27 protein-coding genes and 1 pseudogene are annotated in these 17,785 nt (G+C 57.5%); all 28 read right to left on the bottom strand.

What is annotated here, in order from left to right:
* Positions 1-52: 52 nt before the first annotated feature.
* Positions 53-2,206 carry a prolyl oligopeptidase family serine peptidase gene (locus GRI44_RS06690; protein ID WP_160600594.1) on the bottom strand — a complete coding sequence of 718 codons (2,154 nt, stop codon included), beginning with the start codon at positions 2,204-2,206 and terminating at the stop codon, positions 53-55.
* Between the two features lie 149 nt (positions 2,207-2,355).
* Positions 2,356-2,781 (bottom strand): 50S ribosomal protein L17, encoded by a 426-nt coding sequence (gene rplQ / locus GRI44_RS06695; protein WP_160600595.1) that lies wholly within the window; start codon positions 2,779-2,781, stop codon positions 2,356-2,358.
* Between the two features lie 84 nt (positions 2,782-2,865).
* A complete protein-coding gene (locus GRI44_RS06700) occupies positions 2,866-3,921 on the bottom strand; it encodes a DNA-directed RNA polymerase subunit alpha (RefSeq protein ID WP_160600596.1) in 1,056 nt (351 codons plus the stop codon).
* A gap of 125 nt (positions 3,922-4,046) precedes the next feature.
* A complete protein-coding gene (gene rpsK, locus GRI44_RS06705; protein ID WP_127611065.1) occupies positions 4,047-4,436 on the bottom strand; it encodes a 30S ribosomal protein S11 in 390 nt (129 codons plus the stop codon).
* 57 nt (positions 4,437-4,493) lie between these two features.
* Positions 4,494-4,862, bottom strand: coding sequence for a 30S ribosomal protein S13 (rpsM, locus tag GRI44_RS06710; RefSeq protein ID WP_160600597.1), 369 nt, complete (start codon positions 4,860-4,862; stop codon positions 4,494-4,496).
* Between the two features lie 339 nt (positions 4,863-5,201).
* A pseudogene (locus GRI44_RS06715) lies at positions 5,202-5,861 on the bottom strand (NADP-specific glutamate dehydrogenase); the annotation flags it as partial.
* Positions 5,862-5,953: 92 nt separating this feature from the next.
* Positions 5,954-6,625: an SRPBCC family protein gene (locus tag GRI44_RS06720; protein ID WP_202386151.1), complete on the bottom strand. Its 672-nt coding sequence runs from the start codon at positions 6,623-6,625 to the stop codon at positions 5,954-5,956.
* 135 nt (positions 6,626-6,760) lie between these two features.
* Positions 6,761-7,405, bottom strand: coding sequence for an adenylate kinase (locus tag GRI44_RS06725; protein ID WP_160600598.1), 645 nt, complete (start codon positions 7,403-7,405; stop codon positions 6,761-6,763).
* 40 nt (positions 7,406-7,445) lie between these two features.
* Entirely contained in the window at positions 7,446-8,810 is a 1,365-nt protein-coding gene (gene secY, locus GRI44_RS06730) for a preprotein translocase subunit SecY (RefSeq protein WP_160600599.1), read from the bottom strand.
* 199 nt (positions 8,811-9,009) lie between these two features.
* Positions 9,010-9,540 (bottom strand): 50S ribosomal protein L15, encoded by a 531-nt coding sequence (rplO, locus tag GRI44_RS06735; protein ID WP_160600600.1) that lies wholly within the window; start codon positions 9,538-9,540, stop codon positions 9,010-9,012.
* A gap of 119 nt (positions 9,541-9,659) precedes the next feature.
* Positions 9,660-9,845, bottom strand: a complete 186-nt coding sequence (gene rpmD / locus GRI44_RS06740) for a 50S ribosomal protein L30 (protein WP_160600601.1) — start codon at positions 9,843-9,845, stop codon at positions 9,660-9,662.
* 5 nt (positions 9,846-9,850) lie between these two features.
* On the bottom strand, positions 9,851-10,723 hold the full coding sequence (rpsE, locus tag GRI44_RS13945) for a 30S ribosomal protein S5 (RefSeq protein ID WP_232842997.1): 873 nt from the start codon (positions 10,721-10,723) through the stop codon (positions 9,851-9,853).
* A complete protein-coding gene (rplR, locus tag GRI44_RS06750) occupies positions 10,723-11,067 on the bottom strand; it encodes a 50S ribosomal protein L18 (RefSeq protein WP_160600602.1) in 345 nt (114 codons plus the stop codon). Before rplR ends, rpsE begins: the two co-directional genes overlap by 1 nt.
* Position 11,068: 1 nt before the next feature.
* Positions 11,069-11,602 carry a 50S ribosomal protein L6 gene (rplF, locus tag GRI44_RS06755; protein ID WP_160600603.1) on the bottom strand — a complete coding sequence of 178 codons (534 nt, stop codon included), beginning with the start codon at positions 11,600-11,602 and terminating at the stop codon, positions 11,069-11,071.
* Positions 11,602-11,997, bottom strand: coding sequence for a 30S ribosomal protein S8 (rpsH, locus tag GRI44_RS06760; protein ID WP_160600604.1), 396 nt, complete (start codon positions 11,995-11,997; stop codon positions 11,602-11,604). The genes rplF and rpsH overlap by 1 nt, the downstream gene beginning before the upstream one ends.
* A 10-nt stretch (positions 11,998-12,007) precedes the next feature.
* Entirely contained in the window at positions 12,008-12,313 is a 306-nt protein-coding gene (rpsN, locus tag GRI44_RS06765) for a 30S ribosomal protein S14 (protein ID WP_160600605.1), read from the bottom strand.
* A 28-nt stretch (positions 12,314-12,341) separates the two neighbouring features.
* On the bottom strand, positions 12,342-12,923 hold the full coding sequence (gene rplE / locus GRI44_RS06770) for a 50S ribosomal protein L5 (protein WP_160600606.1): 582 nt from the start codon (positions 12,921-12,923) through the stop codon (positions 12,342-12,344).
* Complete coding sequence (gene rplX, locus GRI44_RS06775) at positions 12,916-13,236, bottom strand: 50S ribosomal protein L24 (protein WP_160600607.1); 321 nt, start codon at positions 13,234-13,236, stop codon at positions 12,916-12,918. Before rplX ends, rplE begins: the two co-directional genes overlap by 8 nt.
* On the bottom strand, positions 13,236-13,604 hold the full coding sequence (gene rplN, locus GRI44_RS06780) for a 50S ribosomal protein L14 (protein ID WP_160600608.1): 369 nt from the start codon (positions 13,602-13,604) through the stop codon (positions 13,236-13,238). The genes rplX and rplN overlap by 1 nt, the downstream gene beginning before the upstream one ends.
* A 54-nt stretch (positions 13,605-13,658) precedes the next feature.
* Positions 13,659-13,958: a 30S ribosomal protein S17 gene (gene rpsQ / locus GRI44_RS06785; protein ID WP_160600609.1), complete on the bottom strand. Its 300-nt coding sequence runs from the start codon at positions 13,956-13,958 to the stop codon at positions 13,659-13,661.
* A gap of 10 nt (positions 13,959-13,968) precedes the next feature.
* Complete coding sequence (rpmC, locus tag GRI44_RS06790; RefSeq protein ID WP_160600610.1) at positions 13,969-14,175, bottom strand: 50S ribosomal protein L29; 207 nt, start codon at positions 14,173-14,175, stop codon at positions 13,969-13,971.
* Positions 14,176-14,177: 2 nt separating this feature from the next.
* Positions 14,178-14,609 carry a 50S ribosomal protein L16 gene (rplP, locus tag GRI44_RS06795; RefSeq protein WP_160600611.1) on the bottom strand — a complete coding sequence of 144 codons (432 nt, stop codon included), beginning with the start codon at positions 14,607-14,609 and terminating at the stop codon, positions 14,178-14,180.
* 21 nt (positions 14,610-14,630) lie between these two features.
* A complete protein-coding gene (gene rpsC, locus GRI44_RS06800) occupies positions 14,631-15,326 on the bottom strand; it encodes a 30S ribosomal protein S3 (RefSeq protein ID WP_160600612.1) in 696 nt (231 codons plus the stop codon).
* 3 nt (positions 15,327-15,329) lie between these two features.
* The gene (gene rplV, locus GRI44_RS06805) at positions 15,330-15,707 is read right to left on the bottom strand and encodes a 50S ribosomal protein L22 (RefSeq protein ID WP_160600613.1); all 378 of its coding nucleotides are present in this window, start codon (positions 15,705-15,707) and stop codon (positions 15,330-15,332) included.
* Complete coding sequence (gene rpsS, locus GRI44_RS06810; protein WP_160600614.1) at positions 15,707-15,982, bottom strand: 30S ribosomal protein S19; 276 nt, start codon at positions 15,980-15,982, stop codon at positions 15,707-15,709. The genes rplV and rpsS overlap by 1 nt, the downstream gene beginning before the upstream one ends.
* A gap of 6 nt (positions 15,983-15,988) precedes the next feature.
* Complete coding sequence (rplB, locus tag GRI44_RS06815; RefSeq protein ID WP_160600615.1) at positions 15,989-16,825, bottom strand: 50S ribosomal protein L2; 837 nt, start codon at positions 16,823-16,825, stop codon at positions 15,989-15,991.
* Positions 16,826-16,848: 23 nt separating this feature from the next.
* Complete coding sequence (locus GRI44_RS06820; RefSeq protein WP_160600616.1) at positions 16,849-17,157, bottom strand: 50S ribosomal protein L23; 309 nt, start codon at positions 17,155-17,157, stop codon at positions 16,849-16,851.
* Positions 17,150-17,785 (bottom strand): 50S ribosomal protein L4, encoded by a 636-nt coding sequence (gene rplD / locus GRI44_RS06825; protein WP_160600617.1) that lies wholly within the window; start codon positions 17,783-17,785, stop codon positions 17,150-17,152. The genes GRI44_RS06820 and rplD overlap by 8 nt, the downstream gene beginning before the upstream one ends.

Consider the following 17,785-nt stretch of genomic DNA (forward strand, 5'->3'; position numbering starts at 1 on the left):
AGTGTTCAGGAAATCCACTGATTTCCTGAACACTGACATCAACCGAATTGTGTTATTCAGCGCCGCTTTCCGGTATTTTTAACCCTGTCCAGAATGCCAGGAAGCTCAATATATCGGCGCCTTCTTCGATGACCTTGTCGGTTGGCTTGCCCGAACCATGGCCGGCACGGGTTTCAATGCGGATGAGATGCGGTTTGTCGCCAACATCGGCAGCCTGCAGCGCCGCTGTATATTTGAAGCTGTGGCCGGGCACCACGCGGTCGTCTGTATCGGCGGTTGTCACCAATATCGCAGGGTAATCCACGCCGCTGCGGATATTATGATAGGGCGAATAGGCGCGAAGCACCTTGAAATCGGCTTCCTTGGACGGATAGCCGTAATCATCCACCCAGTAACGCCCGGCAGTCCACCGGTCGAAACGCAACATATCCATCACGCCGACAGCCGCCTGCGCCGCATCCACCAGATCAGGCCGCTGATTGGTAACCGCGCCCACCAGCAAACCACCGTTCGAACCGCCACGAATGGCCAGGCCATCCGCGGTGGTGATGCCAGTGGCTTTCAGATATTCACCGGCGGCGATAAAATCATCAAACACGTTCTGCTTGTTGGCCAGGCGGCCGCCGTCGTGCCATTCCTTTCCATATTCCCCGCCACCCCTGATGTTGGCCACCACATAGACGCCGCCAGCTTCCAGCCACGCCATAGCGGTGGAGGAAAAGCCCGGAGTGAGGGAAATATCGAACCCGCCATAACCATACAGCATCGTTGGCGCCGGGGTCTTGCTGTCCGCCAGTTCCTTTTTACGCACGATAAACATGGGCACCCTGGTGCCGTCTTTCGAGGTGTAGAACTGCTGTTCCACTGCAAATTCCGCCGGGTCGAAAGTCAGCCTGGGTGATGCGAACGGGGTGGTCTCGCCGGTTGCAATATCCAGACGGTAAATCGCACCGGGCTGGTTGAAGCTGGTGAACGTATAGAATGTCTCGCTATCGCCAAACTTGCCGTTCAGCCCGCCAGCGGTGCCCAACGCCCCCAGCTTGATATCGCCAAGGGGCTTCCCATCCAGACCAAAGGTAGCGGCACGTGTCGTTGCATCCTTGAGGTAGGTGACAACCAGCCTGTCGCCCACAATTGAAGCCCCGTCGATCGGCTGATCGGTTTCGGGGATTACCGTCTGCCAGGCAGCATCGGCATCTGTCAGATCAATCGACATCAGCCTGTATTTCGGCGCATCCTTGTTGGTCACGAAATACATCGTGCCATCGACCGATCCGATGGCGCGCCAGGCATTGTCGAAACCCGGCACCAGCGTGCGCGTGGCCCAGCCCTTGGTTGCGCGTGCATCAAGGTCGATCACGTTGATCTCCTCGCGCGCATCAGTGCCGAACGAACTGCTGATCACGGCCCAACGCCCGTCGCTGGTGACACCGGCACTATTGCCGCGCTTCGCCTCGTCCGGGGTCGAAAACACCAGCACGTCTTCTGCCTGCGATGTACCCAGCTTGTGATAATATACGGCCTGATTGTAGTTCAGCGCCTGAAAATCCTGCCCTTCTTCGGGTTCAGGAAAACGGGAATAGAGGAACCCTTCTTCGCCCACCCAGGCAAGGCCGGTAAACTTTGCCCATTTGATTTCATCATCCAGCTTCTTGCCGCTCTCCACATCCATAACGCTCAGGATGCGCCAGTCCGTGCCGCCGTCCTGAACGCTGTATAGAAGATACTTGCCGTCTGGCGATGGCGACCAGTCGGACAGGGCTGTTGCGCCGTCCTTGGCCCATGCATTGGGATCGATCAGCAGGCGCCGCTCGCTGGTGAGCGTGTCTTGCACATAGAGCGGCGACTGGTTCTGCAGGCCCGAATTATGGGTGTAGAAATAGCGCGTGCCCTTTTTCACAGGGATGCCGAACCGCTCATAATCCAGCAAAGCGCCCAGTTTCTGCTTGAACCATGCATTGCCTGGCAGCTTGGCTAGATAGGCCTCTGTCACGTCATTCTGCTGCGCGACCCAGCCAGCAACCTGCTCGTCATTGCGCACATCTGCTTCCAGCCAGCGATAGGGGTCCGCCACTTCTTCACCGAAGATGGTTTCAACCGTGCCATCAGCCCGGGTTTCGGGATATTGCGGCAAGGCTGTATCATGCGCGGCAAGCGGGGCGGCAAGCAGGCAAGCAGCGCCTGCCATCAAAGTAGTGCGGATCATGGCGGGGAAAAACTCCAGGGAAAACTGCGACTGGGCAGAACCTTAACCTGCTCCAATTGCAATGCAACCGTTCCTTATGGAGCGACGCACAACCGAAAAGGGCCGGAGGTTACCCCCCGGCCCACTCGGTGATTGTGCTGAAAACGCGCTTACGTGTCTTCGAATTCTTCTTCGTCCTGGTTCATGACCGGGCCGCTGTCCTTGCCCTTGGCATCGACATCGCGGTCAACGAATTCGATGATAGCCATTTGCGAGGCGTCACCGGCACGGATGCCGGCACGAATGATACGCAGATAGCCGCCTTCACGGTCGCTGTAACGGTCGGCCATTTCGTCGAACAGTTTCTTGACCTGCACATCGTCGTTCATCCGGGCTACGGCGAGACGACGGTTGGAAAGCCCACCACGCTTTGCAAGCGTAACCAGCTTTTCAACATAAGGGCGCAGTTCCTTGGCTTTTGGCAAGGTTGTCAGAATCTGCTCGTGCTTGACCAGCGCATCCGCCATGTTGCGGAACAGGGCCTTGCGGTGGCCTGATTTACGCGACAGCTTACGCTGTGAAATACCGTGACGCATATTCTATACTCCGTTCGTAAGGGGGCCGTATCAGGTACCCCCATCCCGGTGGCAGTCATGGTCGCCACCTTCACCAGATCCAATTTAGCCGAGCAGTTCCTGTTCGAGCTTCTTGGCCATTTCTTCAATATTTTCAGGCGGCCATCCGGGGATGTCCATGCCCAGACGCAGACCCATGCTCGACAGCACTTCCTTGATTTCGTTCAAGGACTTGCGGCCAAAGTTCGGCGTGCGCAGCATTTCGGCTTCGGTTTTCTGAACCAGATCGCCGATGTAGATGATGTTGTCGTTCTTGAGGCAGTTCGCGCTGCGGACCGACAGTTCCAGCTCGTCAACCTTCTTGAGAAGGTAACGGTTCAGCTGGTTCGCATCGGATTCTTCCGGCTTGGCCGCCATGCCGATCATGGCCGACGTTGGCTGCGGAATGCCGTCTTCGAAGTGGACGAACAGGGTCAGCTGATCCTGCAAAATGCGTGCGGCATAGGCCACTGCATCTTCCGGGGTGACCGTGCCGTCAGTTTCGATCGTCAGGCTCAACTTGTCATAGTCGAGTTCCTGGCCAACGCGGGCGTTTTCGACCTTGTAGCTGACCTGGCGAACTGGCGAGTAAAGCGAATCAACCGGGATCAGGCCGATAGGCGCGTCAATCGGGCGGTTGGCCACAGCAGGCACATAGCCGCTGCCGACATCCGCTGTCAGTTCCATGTTGAAGCTGGCGCCTTCATCGAGATGACAGATCACCAGATCCTTGTTCATCACTTCGATATCACCGGAAACGGCAATGTCGCCAGCCTTGACGGTGGCAGGGCCGGTAGCGGAAAGCTGCAGGCGCTTGGGGCCTTCGCCTTCCATCTTCAGCGCGATCTGCTTCACGTTGAGAACGATGTCGGTCACATCTTCACGAACGCCGGCAAGCGACGAGAATTCGTGCAGCACGTTTTCGATCTTGATCGAGGTAATTGCCGCGCCCTGAAGCGAGGAAAGAAGCACTCGGCGAAGCGCATTGCCAAGCGTCAGGCCATAGCCACGCTCAAGCGGTTCAGCCACGAAAGTGGTCTTGCGCTTGCCTTCGCCACCTTCCTTGATTTCAAGGCTGTTGGGTTTTTTAAGTTCCTGCCAGTTCTTGGTATTGACGGACATGGATTTCCCCTGGATTTCAGTTCGGGCGGGACCGGTGCAACGCTTTGCTGATTGCAAAGCCGCGGCCGGTCCGAGAAAAACACGGTGACCTGCGATGTATCGCAAGCCACCGGGTTAAAGACGGGTCAGACGCGACGCCGCTTGGAAGGCCGGACACCGTTATGCGGTATCGGCGTAACGTCGCGGATCGACGTGATGGTAAAGCCAACGGCCTGCAAGGCACGCAGCGCGCTTTCGCGGCCAGAGCCTGGGCCCTTCACTTCGACTTCAAGAGTGCGCACACCGTGTTCGGCGGCTTTCTTGCCAGCATCATCCGCAGCTACCTGAGCAGCATATGGGGTGGACTTGCGGCTGCCCTTGAAGCCCATCGCGCCAGCGCTGGACCAGCTGATAGCATTGCCCTGCGCGTCGGTGATGGTGATCATCGTGTTGTTGAAGCTGGCGTTTACGTGCGCAACGCCGCTGGAAATGTTTTTCCGCTCGCGGCGCCTGATGCGCTGTGGTTCGCGTGCCATGGTATCGGTATCCTGTTCTTAAAAGAAGATGGGGTAAACGTGCCTGAAAGGCCTCGCTTACTTCTTCTTGCCCGCGATGGGCTTCGCCTTACCCTTGCGGGTGCGGGCATTGGTGTGGGTGCGCTGGCCGCGGACCGGCAGGCCCTTACGGTGACGCAGGCCACGATAGGATGCGAGATCCATCAGACGCTTGATGTTCATCGCGGTCTGACGACGAAGATCACCTTCAACCGGATAATCGGCTTCGATGGCTTCGCGAATCTGCAGAACTTCCGCATCGGAAAGGTCCTGAACGCGGCGAGCGTGGTCAATGCCCAGCTTGTCCGCAATCCGGAGCGCAGTCGTGCGTCCGATACCGTGAATATAGGTGAGCGCGATAATCACGCGCTTGTTTGTGGGGATATTTACCCCGGCAATACGAGCCACTTACTTCTCCATGCTCCACAGAGGATCACGCTGGTTTTTCCGGGTTCGGAAAAGGGCGTGCCCCTATCTCATAGCGTTAATTCAAACGAAACAAACGGCGTCAGAACGACTTAAAGCCCGGTTGGCACGCATAATGGCTGCTGCCTGCCGGACTAACCCGAAAATTTCGAATGAAGGGCGCGCTTAAGATGATTCTCGCGCGCCGTCAACCGGTAAGCGCGCATATGCACTTACGCCGCCAGAAATGGGGGGCGTGCCGGATATTGCAAGCCCCTCCATACCATCAATTTCGGCTGGTCAAAGCCCTGAATGATCGGCGCGCCCTTCGCTTGCCTCGTTTCAGACGACGCCGAAAGGCAGCATGGCATCCGCCACCTTGCTGAACCGGGCGATATGGCACCCTTCACATAATCGGCATAGCCATCGCCCTGATCGCCATAAGGGATGCAGCGGGTGATGCCCTGCATGATGTGAAGCAGCATCTGCTGAAGTTCTTTTTTTCTTCCAAGAACGGCGTTCGGAATACTGGCTCATTTCAGGGCCGGATACCACCATGCCGCCGGCATTGGCAGCCTTGCCCGGCGCGAACATGAACCGGGCAACCTTGAAGCGGTGCGTGCCTTCCAGTGTGGTGGGCATATTGGCCCCTTTCGACAACGCGATGCAGCCATTTTCGATAAGCGCAGTGGCCTCGTCGGCGTCGAGTTCATTCTGGGTAGCACATGGCAGCGGCAGATCGCATATCACATGCCATAGACGCTTTTTTTCATGGGACATCGCGCCAAGGTTCTCATCGGCATAATCGCTGATACGGCCGCGCGGTTACGTCTTTCGCTGTTTGATCCAGTTGATCTTGTCCTGATCATTGCCGTCCGGATCATGAATGGAGCCGCCGGAATCCGAGATGGTCAGCACTTTGCCGCCCAATTGCGTGATTTTTTCAGCCGCACGGGTGGCCACGCTGCCCGATCCCGAGATCACGGCTGCCTTGCCTTTCGCCCTGTCGCCGCGATAGTTTTATGTCGCTACAATATTCAGAGCCTGCAACCGGTCATGCGCAAAAGGCGGAGAGCGGTTCCGGCCAGAATATCTCACTCAGCCTGATCATCCGGCAATGTTTCGAACGCTTCGTCAACGCTGCGGTCTTTTTTGGCCGCTGGGGCAAGCGGTTTCGCGCCAACGGCCTGTGCGGCGCTGCCTGTGGCATCCGTGGCTCGCTTGTCGTCTGAGGGCGGCCCTGCTCCGCCCAGCAAATTGCCAAGGCCGCGCAATTGCTGGCTCATAACGCCGTCGACCGCCGCTGATATCTCGGCAGGTTTGAAGCGCATATATCCGCCCACGACATATTCAAACAGGATCGTTGCGCCCTCCCCTTCAGGGGTAATCGTGATGGTCAGCACGCCATCCACCGGCTCACCCTGGAGCGGGCCAAGGCCGCCGCGCATGCGCAGAACCTGCGGCGGGTTGGCCTGCAGCACCATCATGTGAAGCGCACTGCCACGACGGACCCCTTCGGGTGCTTTAGCAGGAATTGGCAACAACTCGCAAAAACATCCGCCTGCCTGCGCGCTGATATACATATTGTCAGCATCGCCCGACCACGAATGGCTATCGCTCCACCATTTGCCGGGAGCAAGCAGTGCCAGCCATGCCTCGTAAGGGGTAGCTTTGACTACCAGACTATCGCGGGTGACAAAGCCGTCGGCGCTTTGCTCTATGACCTTGGCAGCAGCGGGCTGCACCGCAGCAAGGCTCAGTGTCATGGCAAGAAGCCAAGCTGGCCGGTAATTGCGCATTCGATTTTCCCCCCGATGCCGCGCATTATTCCACGGCAACGGACAAAGGGAAAGGGGGTTCTAACAATGAACCTAGCGCACTGGGTCCAGCCCCGCCGTCAATCAGGAGAGGATGGAATCCAGTGCGTGGGTGACTTCAGAAATGCTGGCCATTCCGTCCACCCGGCTCACGATATCTCGTGCTTCATAAACAGGCAGGATCGGCGCGGTTTTGGCGCGGTATTCCTGCATCCGCTTGCGGACAGTTTCTTCATTGTCGTCAGGCCGGCGTTTGAACTGCGTACCGCCGCATTTGTCGCACACGCCTTCGACCTTGGGCAGCATGTACCGATCATGATAGCCCGCACCGCACGTGGCGCAAGTGAAACGGCCTGTGATACGATCGACCAGCGCATCTTCGTTGACTTCAAGCTCGATAACATGGTCGAGCTTACGATTGTGCTTTTCCAGAATCTCGTCGAGAGCGCGCGCCTGCGGTTCCGTGCGGGGATAGCCATCGAAAATGGCACCGACAGATGGACCCATTGCTTCCAGTTCGGCATCAATCAGGGCTGATACGATTTCATCCGAAACAAGTTCGCCGCGTTCCATCACGGCTTTCGCCTGCAGGCCAACCGGCGTACCCGCCTTGACTGCTTCACGCAGCATATCGCCTGTGGAAAGCTGACGCATTCCGTGATGTTCGACCAGACGGGCAGACTGTGTGCCCTTGCCCGCGCCTGGCGGTCCCAAAAGGATGATATTCACGGCAGCTGCCCCCGTAACCTTAAGCCAGACCGGCGCGCACTTAGCGCAGCCGGCCTTTCAGTTTCGCTTTCTTGATCAGATCGCCATACTGGTGCGCCAGCAAATGCGACTGAACCTGACTGATCGTATCCACAGTTACATTGACAACGATGAGCAGGCTGGTTCCGCCAAGGAACAGCGGAATTCCCGTCTGTGCGATCATATATTCAGGAATGACACAAACCAACGTCAGATAGGCTGCGCCCACCACAGTGATGCGGGTGAGCACATAATCCAGATAGTCCGCCGTACGCTTGCCCGGACGAATGCCGGGGATGAAACCGCCATTCTTTTTCAGATTATCGGCCGTTTCTTCAGGATTGAACACCACCGCAGTGTAGAAAAAGCAGAAGAAAATGATGCCGGCAGCATACAGCGCCATATACAGCGGCTGACCATGCTGCAGATATTGCAGGATAGACTGCAGGATCGAGCCTGTCGTGCTTTCGGTATCAACGGAGTTGCCGGCAAACTGCGTGATTGTCAGCGGCAACAGCAACAGCGAACTGGCGAAAATTGGCGGGATGACGCCTGCCGTATTGATTTTGAGCGGCAGGTGGCTGCGATCTGCCTGCATCATGCCCCGTGCACTGGCGCGCTTGGGATATTGGATGAGCAGCCTGCGCTGTGCCCGCTCCATGAAACAGATGAACAGGATCAGCACCACGACCATCGCGATGAACCCGATGATGATCACAGGACCGATGGAGCCTGTGCGCCCACCTTCAAACAGGTTGGAAATGAAACTCGGGAACTGCGCGACGATGCCCGCCATAATGATCAGCGAAACACCATTACCAATCCCGCGCGACGTGATCTGTTCGCCCAGCCACAGCAGGAACATGGTCCCGCCCACAAGACTGATGACTGCACCGACGCGGAACATATACCCTGTCTGCACCACTGCCTGCAGCCCGCTCTGCGCGCCATAGGCTTCCAGGCCCGCAGCCAGGAACCAGCCCTGGATGGCGCACAGGAAAACCGTACCGTAACGCGTATACTGGTTAAGCCGCTGGCGGCCAGACTGGCCTTCCTTCTTCATCGCAGCAAGCGCTGGATGAAGCGATGATGCCAACTGCACCACGATTGACGCGGTGATGTAAGGCATGACGCCCAGGGCAATCAGGCTCATCCGCTCAAGGCTGCCGCCCGAGAAGGTGTTGAACAGATCGAGGATACCACCCCGGGTCTGGTCATACAGCGATTCAAGCACCAGCGGGTTTACACCCGGCAGCGGAACGAAGCTGAGAAAACGGAAGACGATAAGCGCGCCGATAGTGAACCAGATGCGGTTCTTGAGCTCGGTAGCTTTCGAGAAATTGGCGAGGCTGAGATTGCTCGCGATGTTATCGGCGCGTGATGCCATTGTCGATTGTGAACCTTGACGTTAGCCGTGAAGTGGGCGCCGGGCTGATCCGGCATTCGCTGGTCACATAAGGTGCGTGCGCCCGAATGTCGAACCCCACACCTGCAAAAACAATCATCCCGGACGCTCTCGGGGCCACTTTCCACAGGGAAAAGCCCCCGTTTGTGCGGCCCCGGAGCAAATCCGGGACAAAATGTTCTTACTTCTTCTTTTTCTTTTCGAGACGCTTGGCAGTTGCTTCCGCCTTCAGCGCCTTGATTTCAAGGTTCGTCGGCAGGGTCACTTCGACCGAACCGCCAGCCTTTTCAACCGCAGCAACGGCGCCCTTGGACGCGCCCGCAACGGTGAACTTGACCTTGTCCTTCAACTCGCCCTTGCCGAGCAGACGGACGCCGTCCTTGCCGCCACGAGCGAGACCAGCAGCCTTCAATGCTTCGTGATCGACCAGCTTCGTGCCGTCGAGCTTGCCTGCATCGATGAACTTCTGGATCATGCCCAGGTTCACTTCTGCAAAGTCCTTGGCAAACGGATTGTTGAAGCCGCGCTTTGGCAGGCGCATGTGAAGTGGCATCTGGCCGCCTTCGAAGCCCTTGATCGCTACGCCTGAACGGGCCTTCTGGCCCTTCTGGCCGCGGCCTGAAGTCTTGCCCTTGCCGGAACCGATACCACGGCCCACGCGCATGCGTGACTTGCGGGCACCTTCATTATCGCGGAGTTCATTAAGTTTCATAATTCTGCACTCGCTTTCGCTTTGTTCGCGCTGGTTGCCAAAATGGCAAAAATGCCCTTGCGGGCAAATTGGAAGCGGCCCGGTACATGCCCGGGCCGCTTTAAGTCAAGAAGTCTGGTTCAATCGATCACTTCGACCATATGGGGAAGTTTGGCAATTGCACCGCGAACTTCAGGGGTATCCTGACGTTCGACGACTTTATGCATCTTGTTGAGACCCAGGCCGATCAGCATCTTGCGCTGCTTCTCGGGGCGACGGATCGGCGAACCAATCTGACGGATCTTGACGGTTTTCTTCTCAGCCATCGATCTTACTCCGTAATAGCAGCAGCGTCGGCTTCTGCCTCAGCTTCGCTGGCCCCGCCACGGCCCAGAAGGTCTGCAACCTTCTTACCACGACGCTGTGCAACAGACTTCGGCGAAGTCTGATTGACCAATGCGTCGAATGTAGCGCGGATCATGTTATATGGATTCGAAGTACCGATCGACTTGGTCACCACGTCGGCAACACCAAGGCTTTCGAATACTGCACGCATTGGGCCACCCGCGATAATGCCGGTACCCGCAGGTGCCGAACGCACAGCAACCTTGCCGGCGCCAAAACGACCGCGGCCATCATGATGAAGCGTGCGACCTTCCTTGAGGGAGACGCGGATCATCTTCTTCTTGGCAGCAGCAGTTGCCTTGGTGATGGCTTCCGGCACTTCACGTGCCTTGCCCTTGCCGAAGCCCACGCGGCCAGTGCCGTCGCCGACAACAACCAAAGCTGCAAAGCCGAAGCGCTTACCGCCCTTAACCGTCTTGGAAACGCGGTTGATGTGGACCAGTTTTTCAATCAGGCCATCATCTTCTTCTTCGCGGCCACCACGACCACGACCGCCATCACGACCACCACGACCACGACCGCCATCACGGCCACCGCCGCCACCACGATTGTTGTCACGGCCACCGCCACGATTGTTGCGGTTACCACGGGGCTGCGATGGATCACCGGCAGCGGCCGACTGGTTGTCAGCAGCTTCAGTGGTGGCCAGCGTAGGCGTCGGGGTTGAGCCAGCGTTGTCGACTTTTACGCCTTCAGACTTTGCTTCTGCCGCAGGAGCGGCTGCCGCTTCAGGCTGAGCATTTGTTTCTGCAACCGAATTTGTTTCGGTTTCAGGGGTCTTGTTATCGTCAGCCATCATCAGAACTCCAGACCGCCTTCGCGCGCGGCGTCGGCCAGCGCTTTAACGCGGCCATGGAACAGGAAGCCACCGCGATCGAATACGACGGTGGTGACGCCAGCCTTTTGGGCAGCCGCAGCGATGTCTTTGCCCACCTGGACAGCAGCATCGACATTGGCGCCGGAGCTCTTCGCACCCAGCGTCGATGCGGCAGCGACCGTGCGGCCATTACTGTCATCGATGATCTGTGCATAGATGTGACGTCCGGTGCGGTGCACCGAAAGACGCGCGCGGTCACCAGAACGTGCCCGCAAAGCGGTACGTACACGGCGGCGGCGGCGTTCGAACAGAGAAAGCTTGGCCATCTTACTTCTTCTTCCCTTCCTTGCGGAAGATGTATTCGCCGCGGTACTTGATGCCCTTGCCCTTGTAAGGCTCGGGCTTGCGCCACTGGCGGACTTCGGCAGCGAACTGACCGACTGCCTGCTTGTCATTTCCGCTGATCTCAACCGTGGTCTGATCAGGCGTCTTTACTTCAATGCCTTCCGGCACGACGATATCGACATCGTGGCTGTAACCAAGCTGCAGCTTCAGGTTCTTGCCCTGCGCTGATGCACGGTAACCAACGCCGGTGATTTCCAGCACTTTGCTGAAACCATCGGTGACACCGTCGACCAGGTTCGAAACCAGTGTCCGCTGCATGCCCCAGTAGGAACGTGCACGCTTGGTCTCGTTCGCCGGCATGACGGTGATTTCGTCGCCTTCGACCTTATATTCGATATCATCCAGCATCCCCATCGAAAGGGTGCCCTTGGGCCCCTTCACGCTGAGAGTGCCATTTTCGATATTTGCAGTCACACCGCTAGGGATAGCGACTGACCTTTTACCGATGCGGCTCATCAGAATACCTCCGCAAGCACTTCGCCGCCGACATTTTGCGAACGTGCTTCATTATCTGAAAGCACACCGCGCGGTGTCGAGACGATGGTGATGCCAAGACCGTTACGGACCGTCGGCAGCTCACGGCTTGCCGAATAGACCCGGCGACCCGGCTTGGAGACGCGGGCGACATGCTTGATAGCAGGTTCGCCCTCGAAATATTTCAGTTCGATACGCAGCGCGGGGTGCTTGCCACTGGAATCTTCCGAGTAACCGCGAATATAACCTTCGCGCTGGAGGACTTCGAGTACATTTGCACGCAGCTTGGAAGCGGGCGAAAGGACGGAATCCTTCTTCGCCTGCTGGCCGTTGCGGATACGGGTGAGCATGTCACCCAGGGGATCGGTCATAGCCATCTAAGGATCCTTACCAGCTCGACTTGGTCACGCCGGGGATCATCCCCTTGTTGGCGAGATTGCGCAGTTCGATGCGGTTCAGGCCGAACTTGCGGTAATAGCCACGTGGGCGGCCGGTGGTGGTGCAGCGGTTCCGCACACGCGTGGGATTCGCGTTGCGTGGAATTTCTGCCTGCTTCAGGCGCGCAATAAGACGCTCACTCTCATCGAGCGAAGTGTCTTCAGCCACAGCCTTGAGACGGGCATATTTTGCCGCATACTTCTTGACGAGCTTCTTGCGACGCTCGTTTTTGTTAATGGAACTCAGTTTCGCCATTGGACTTAAGCTCTCTTTTCCTTACCGCTCATGCGGCCTGCTGTTCGTCGGCTTCATCAGCCGGGAAAGGGAAACCGAAGAGACGCAGCAATTCGCGCGCTTCTTCATCGGTGTTCGCCGTGGTGGTGATGATGATATCCATCCCGCGGACCTTTTCGATCCGATCATACGAAATTTCGGGAAAGATGATCTGCTCTTTCAGGCCCATGGCATAATTGCCACGACCATCAAAGCTTTTCGGGTTCAGGCCACGAAAGTCACGAATGCGGGGCATTGCGATCGTAACCAGACGGTCCACGAATTCATACATGCGCTCACGGCGCAAGGTAACCTTGCAACCAATCGGCATGCCTTCGCGCAGCTTGAACTGGGCGATGGATTTCTTGGCCTTGGTGATCACCGGCTTCTGGCCAGCGATCAGTGCCATTTCTTCTGCGGCAGTCTGGACTTTCTTCTTGTCCTGGCTCGCTTCGCCCACACCCATGTTGAGTGTGACCTTTTCAAGCCGCGGAACCTGAAGACGGTTCGTGTAACCGAACTTTTCCGTCATCGCCTTGACGATTTCATCGTCAAAACGCTTCTTCATGCGCGAGATGTTGGAATCAGCCATCGATTGCTTCTCCGGACTTAACGGCAATGCGGACCTTTTTACCGTCACGCTCTTCAAACCGAACGCGGGTCGGCTTGCCGTCCTTGGGGTCAGCCACGGCAACCTTCGAAATGTGCATCGGCGCTTCAAAGCGATCGATGCCACCCTGCGGGTTTTCCTGGCTGGGCTTGCGGTGGCGGGCAGCGATGTTCACGCCTTCGACAACGATCTTGCCGTCTTTTGGCATGACCTTGCTGACAATGCCAGTAAGGCCCTTGTCCTTGCCCGAAAGCACGACGACGCTGTCGCCCTTCTTGATCTTAGCGGAAGCCATTACAGCACCTCCGGCGCTAGACTGATGATTTTCATGAACCCGCGGCTGCGAAGTTCACGGACCACGGGGCCAAAGATACGCGTGCCGATGGGCTCTTCGTTCTTGTTGACAAGAACTGCGGCGTTACCGTCGAAACGGATCACGCTGCCATCGGGACGACGGACATCCTTACGGGTACGAACGATCACCGCGCGGTGAACGTCGCCCTTCTTGACCTTGGCGCGTGGCTGCGCTTCCTTGACGGAAACAACAATCACGTCACCGACGCTTGCGGTCCGACGCTTAGACCCGCCCAGCACCTTGATGCACTGGACGCGCTTCGCGCCGCTGTTGTCCGCGACGTCTAGATTTGATTGCATCTGAATCATCGATGCGGTTCCTTCTTAACGGCTTGCCGAAACCTGTCCGGCAGTTCCAAAAACTTACTTCGTGCTGGCAGCAGCAGCTTCGACTTCGATATCCGCTTCTACAGCGGTACCCTTGCTGGCCTGCACGGTTTCGAGAACACGCCAGGTCTTGGTCTTGGAGATGGGTTTCGTCTCCTCGATCCGCACTGTTTCGCCCACTTTGTGAACGTTGTTCTCGTCATGCGCGTGATACTTCTTCGAACGGCGGATGATCTTCCCGTAAAGGGGATGCTTCACCTTGCGCTCGACCTTCACGGTCACAGACTTGTTCATCTTGTCGGACGTTACAGTCCCGACGAGGATACGTTTCGGCATCTTGTGTTCCTCAGGCCTTGGCGGCGCTGTTAACGCGCTCGTTCTGCAGCGTCTTGATCTGAGCGATCGCGCGGCGCACTTCCTTGATCCGTGCCGGCCGTTCGAGTTGGCTGGTAGCAGATTGGAAACGCAGGTTGAACTGTTCGCGCTTCAACTCGACCAGCTGCACATCGAGCTGATCATCGGTCTTGGTGCGAAGGTCTTCGATCTTGGCCATCGTCAGCCCTCCAGGTGCGAGGTGTCACCCAGACGGGCAACGACCTTGGTCTTGATTGGCAGCTTCATCGCCGCACGCTCGAAAGCGACAGCTGCGAGTGGGCCGGGAACGCCGTCCAGCTCGAAAATGATGCGGCCCGGTTTCACCCGTGCTGCCCAATATTCGATCGAACCCTTGCCTTTACCCTGACGGACCTCGGCAGGCTTCTTGGACACTGGCACGTCCGGGAAGATCCGGATCCACAAACGTCCCTGACGCTTGATGTGACGCGTGATGGCGCGGCGTGCCGCTTCAATCTGACGTGCAGTGATACGCTCTGGTTCCAGGGCCTTGAGACCGTAGGAGCCGAAATTCAGGGTCGTGCCACCACGGGCGTCACCCTTGATCCGACCCTTGAAGGCCTTGCGATACTTTGTTTTCTTCGGTTGCAGCATGGTGCTTACTCTCGAATTCTATCAGCGGGCCGGACGGACGCCGGAAGTTTGAGCTTCCATCATCAGTCGGTCTTGTGCAGTCGGATCATGCGCCAGGATTTCTCCCTTGAAGACCCAGACCTTGATGCCGATGATGCCATAGGCAGTCAGGGCTTCGGCTTCGGCGTAATCGACGTTGGCGCGCAGCGTATGAAGCGGCACGCGGCCTTCGCGATACTGTTCCACACGGGCGATTTCAGCACCGCCGAGACGGCCGCCGCACTGGATCTTGATGCCTTCGGCACCCAGACGCATGGCAGACTGCATGGCGCGCTTCATCGCACGGCGGAACGCGATACGGCGGATCAGCTGATCAGCAATACCCTGTGCCACGAGCTTGGCGTCAATTTCCGGCTTACGGATTTCAACAATGTTAAGCTTCACTTCGCTGTCGGTCAGTGCCGAAAGCTTGGTGCGCAGTTTTTCAATGTCCGCGCCCTTCTTGCCAATGATGACACCGGGACGTGCAGCATAGATGGAAACGCGGCAAAGCTTTGCTGGACGTTCAATCACCACCTTCGAAATCGCGGCCTGTGGCAGCGCATCGATGATGTACTTGCGGATCTCAATGTCTTCCTTGAGCAGCTGTGCATAGTCACGCCCTTCGGCGTACCAGCGGCTGTCCCAGGTGCGGTTGATCTGCAGACGCAGGCCGATCGGATTGCTCTTATGACCCATGGATCAGGCCTCCTCGTGCTCGCGGACCACAATACGCAGCCGGCTGAACGGCTTGAGGATGCGGGTGCTTTTCCCGCGTCCACGTGTGTGGAAACGCTTCATGGTGATCGACTTGCCGACGCTTGCTTCAGCAACAACGAGAGCATCGACATCAAGATCGTGATTGTTTTCAGCATTGGCGATCGCCGAAGCGAGAACCTTGGATGCATCACGAGCCATGGCTTTCTTGGAGAAGGCCAGGATGTTGAGTGCTTCTTCGACCTTGCGGCCGCGGATGAGCGCAGCCACCAGGTTCAGCTTCTGTGCCGAACCCTTGATCGTGTTGCCAACTGCGAGCGCTTCATTGTCAGCGACGCGGCGGGGGGTCTTGGTCTTGCCCATTATCGCTTACCCTTCTTGTCGGCAGCATGACCGGGGAATGTGCGGGTTGGCGCAAATTCACCGAGCTTGTGACCGACCATGTCCTCATTGACGGACACCGGAATAAACTTGTGGCCATTATAGACGCTGAACGTCAGACCAACAAATTGCGGCAGGACAGTGGAGCGACGCGACCAGGTCTTGATCGCACCACGGGCCCCCTTGTCCTGGGCGTCTTCTGCTTTTTTCAGCAGATGCAGGTCGACGAACGGACCTTTCCAGACGGAACGAGCCATCTTCGCTTACCTCTTCTTCTTAGCATGACGCGAACGGATGATATATTTATCCGTCTGCTTGTTGCTGCGGGTACGAGCACCCTTGGTCGGCTTGCCCCATGGGGTAACCGGATGACGTCCGCCCGAGGTCCGGCCTTCACCACCACCGTGAGGGTGATCGACCGGGTTCTTGGCCACACCGCGGGTCAGAGGCTTGCGCCCTGCCCAACGGTTACGGCCAGCCTTGGCGAGATTCTGGTTCGAATTGTCGGGGTTAGAAACCGCGCCAACCGTACCCATGCAATCGGCGCGCAGGTAACGCTGCTCGCCTGAGTTCAAACGAACAATGACCATGCCGCGGTCACGACCGACCAGCTGCACATAGGTGCCTGCCGAACGGGCGATCTGGCCGCCCTTGCCGGGCTTCATTTCGACGTTATGGCAAATCGTGCCCACCGGCATCTGGCCCAGAAGCATGGCATTGCCAGGCTTCGTATCGACCTTTTCGCCAGCGACGATGGAATCGCCTTCCGCCAGACGCTGAGGGCAGATGATGTAGGCAATTTCGCCATCTTCATACTTGATCAGCGCAATGAAAGCCGTGCGGTTGGGATCATATTCGATCCGTTCGACCGTGGCAGGCATATCCCATTTACGACGTTTGAAGTCGATAAAGCGATACTTCTGCTTGTGACCACCGCCAATGCCACGCGAGGTGACATGACCTTTGTTGTTCCGGCCACCGGTTTTACGCTTGCCTTCCGTGAGCGACTTGACCGGCTTGCCTTTCCAGAGGCCGGACTTGTCGACAAGGATTAGGCCGCGGCGTGCGGGGCTTGTCGGTTTGTAATTCTTGAGTGCCATGATGCGTGTCCTGTCCCTGCGCCTTAAACGCCGCCGGTGACGTCGATCGACTGGCCTTCAGCCAGCGTCACGATCGCTTTTTTGAAGTCGGAACGCTTGTAGGGGCGACCCTTCCAGCGTTTCGTCTTGCCCTTCTGAACGACAGTATTGACGCCCTTGACCTTCACATCGAACAACGCCTCGACCGCTTCCTTGATCTGCGGCTTGGTTGCATCATTCGCTACCTTGAAGACAACCGCATCAAACTCGGAGAGCAGGGTCGACTTCTCAGTGATGTGTGGTGCGAGGATGACGTCATAATGACGAACAGCCACTTCCTGCTTTTTAGCCATTGAAGCGCGCCTCCAGCTTGGCGACAGCGTCCTTGGTCAGGATCAGCGTGTCATGTTTCAGAATGTCATAGACATTGGCGCCCATCGCCGGGAGCACATTGACGCCCGGAATGTTGCTCGCGGCGAGCTTGAACGTGTCGTTCACGCTGTCACCGTCAATCACCAATACCTTGCCGGCATAACCAGCCTTGCCGAAGATTTCCGCAAGCATCTTGGTCTTGTTGTCTTTCAGCTCGAGGCTGTCGACAACCACAAGACCATTGTTGGTCTTGCTCGACAAAGCCATTTTCAGGCCAAGTGCACGGATCTTCTTGTTCAGCTGCTGCTCGAAGTCACGACGACGCGGGCCATGAGCCTTACCACCGCCAATGAAGATTGGCGCTGCGCGGTCACCGTGACGGGCAACACCGCCACCCTTCTGCTTGCCAAACTTCTTGCCGGTGCGCGCAACATCGGACCGCTCGCGAGCCGCACGGGCGGTGCCGCGACGGTTTTCAAGCTGCCATGTCACCACACGGTGCAGGATATCGGCACGAGGCTCGACACCGAACACGGTATCGTTGAGCTCGAGATCGCCAGACGCCCCGGAAACCTTGGCGCCGTCGATTTTCTGGACCTTCACCTTCAC

Source organism: Allopontixanthobacter confluentis (assembly GCF_009827615.1).
Lineage (GTDB): Bacteria > Pseudomonadota > Alphaproteobacteria > Sphingomonadales > Sphingomonadaceae > Allopontixanthobacter > Allopontixanthobacter confluentis.

Excerpts from the sequence above, each read along its gene's own strand:
- rpmD (WP_160600601.1), bottom strand. The coding sequence starts at position 9,845 with ATGGCTGAGAAGAAAACCGTCAAGATCCGTCAGATTGGTTCGCCGATC.
- rplX (WP_160600607.1), bottom strand. The coding sequence starts at position 13,236 with ATGGCTTCCGCTAAGATCAAGAAGGGCGACAGCGTCGTCGTGCTTTCG.
- rplP (WP_160600611.1), bottom strand. The coding sequence starts at position 14,609 with ATGCTGCAACCGAAGAAAACAAAGTATCGCAAGGCCTTCAAGGGTCGG.
- rplF (WP_160600603.1), bottom strand. The coding sequence starts at position 11,602 with ATGAGCCGCATCGGTAAAAGGTCAGTCGCTATCCCTAGCGGTGTGACT.
- rplE (WP_160600606.1), bottom strand. The coding sequence starts at position 12,923 with ATGGCTGATTCCAACATCTCGCGCATGAAGAAGCGTTTTGACGATGAA.
- rpsQ (WP_160600609.1), bottom strand. The coding sequence starts at position 13,958 with ATGCCGAAACGTATCCTCGTCGGGACTGTAACGTCCGACAAGATGAAC.
- rplR (WP_160600602.1), bottom strand. The coding sequence starts at position 11,067 with ATGGCCAAGCTTTCTCTGTTCGAACGCCGCCGCCGCCGTGTACGTACC.
- GRI44_RS06720 (WP_202386151.1), bottom strand. The coding sequence starts at position 6,625 with ATGACACTGAGCCTTGCTGCGGTGCAGCCCGCTGCTGCCAAGGTCATA.
- rpsE (WP_232842997.1), bottom strand. The coding sequence starts at position 10,723 with ATGATGGCTGACGATAACAAGACCCCTGAAACCGAAACAAATTCGGTT.
- GRI44_RS06820 (WP_160600616.1), bottom strand. The coding sequence starts at position 17,157 with ATGGCTAAAAAGCAGGAAGTGGCTGTTCGTCATTATGACGTCATCCTC.
- rpsC (WP_160600612.1), bottom strand. The coding sequence starts at position 15,326 with ATGGGTCATAAGAGCAATCCGATCGGCCTGCGTCTGCAGATCAACCGC.
- rplQ (WP_160600595.1), bottom strand. The coding sequence starts at position 2,781 with ATGCGTCACGGTATTTCACAGCGTAAGCTGTCGCGTAAATCAGGCCAC.
- rpsK (WP_127611065.1), bottom strand. The coding sequence starts at position 4,436 with ATGGCACGCGAACCACAGCGCATCAGGCGCCGCGAGCGGAAAAACATT.
- rpsS (WP_160600614.1), bottom strand. The coding sequence starts at position 15,982 with ATGGCTCGTTCCGTCTGGAAAGGTCCGTTCGTCGACCTGCATCTGCTG.
- rplO (WP_160600600.1), bottom strand. The coding sequence starts at position 9,540 with ATGAAACTTAATGAACTCCGCGATAATGAAGGTGCCCGCAAGTCACGC.
- rplB (WP_160600615.1), bottom strand. The coding sequence starts at position 16,825 with ATGGCACTCAAGAATTACAAACCGACAAGCCCCGCACGCCGCGGCCTA.
- GRI44_RS06690 (WP_160600594.1), bottom strand. The coding sequence starts at position 2,206 with ATGATCCGCACTACTTTGATGGCAGGCGCTGCTTGCCTGCTTGCCGCC.
- rpsN (WP_160600605.1), bottom strand. The coding sequence starts at position 12,313 with ATGGCGAAACTGAGTTCCATTAACAAAAACGAGCGTCGCAAGAAGCTC.
- secY (WP_160600599.1), bottom strand. The coding sequence starts at position 8,810 with ATGGCATCACGCGCCGATAACATCGCGAGCAATCTCAGCCTCGCCAAT.
- rpsH (WP_160600604.1), bottom strand. The coding sequence starts at position 11,997 with ATGGCTATGACCGATCCCCTGGGTGACATGCTCACCCGTATCCGCAAC.
- rplN (WP_160600608.1), bottom strand. The coding sequence starts at position 13,604 with ATGATTCAGATGCAATCAAATCTAGACGTCGCGGACAACAGCGGCGCG.
- rpmC (WP_160600610.1), bottom strand. The coding sequence starts at position 14,175 with ATGGCCAAGATCGAAGACCTTCGCACCAAGACCGATGATCAGCTCGAT.
- rplV (WP_160600613.1), bottom strand. The coding sequence starts at position 15,707 with ATGGGCAAGACCAAGACCCCCCGCCGCGTCGCTGACAATGAAGCGCTC.
- GRI44_RS06700 (WP_160600596.1), bottom strand. The coding sequence starts at position 3,921 with ATGTCCGTCAATACCAAGAACTGGCAGGAACTTAAAAAACCCAACAGC.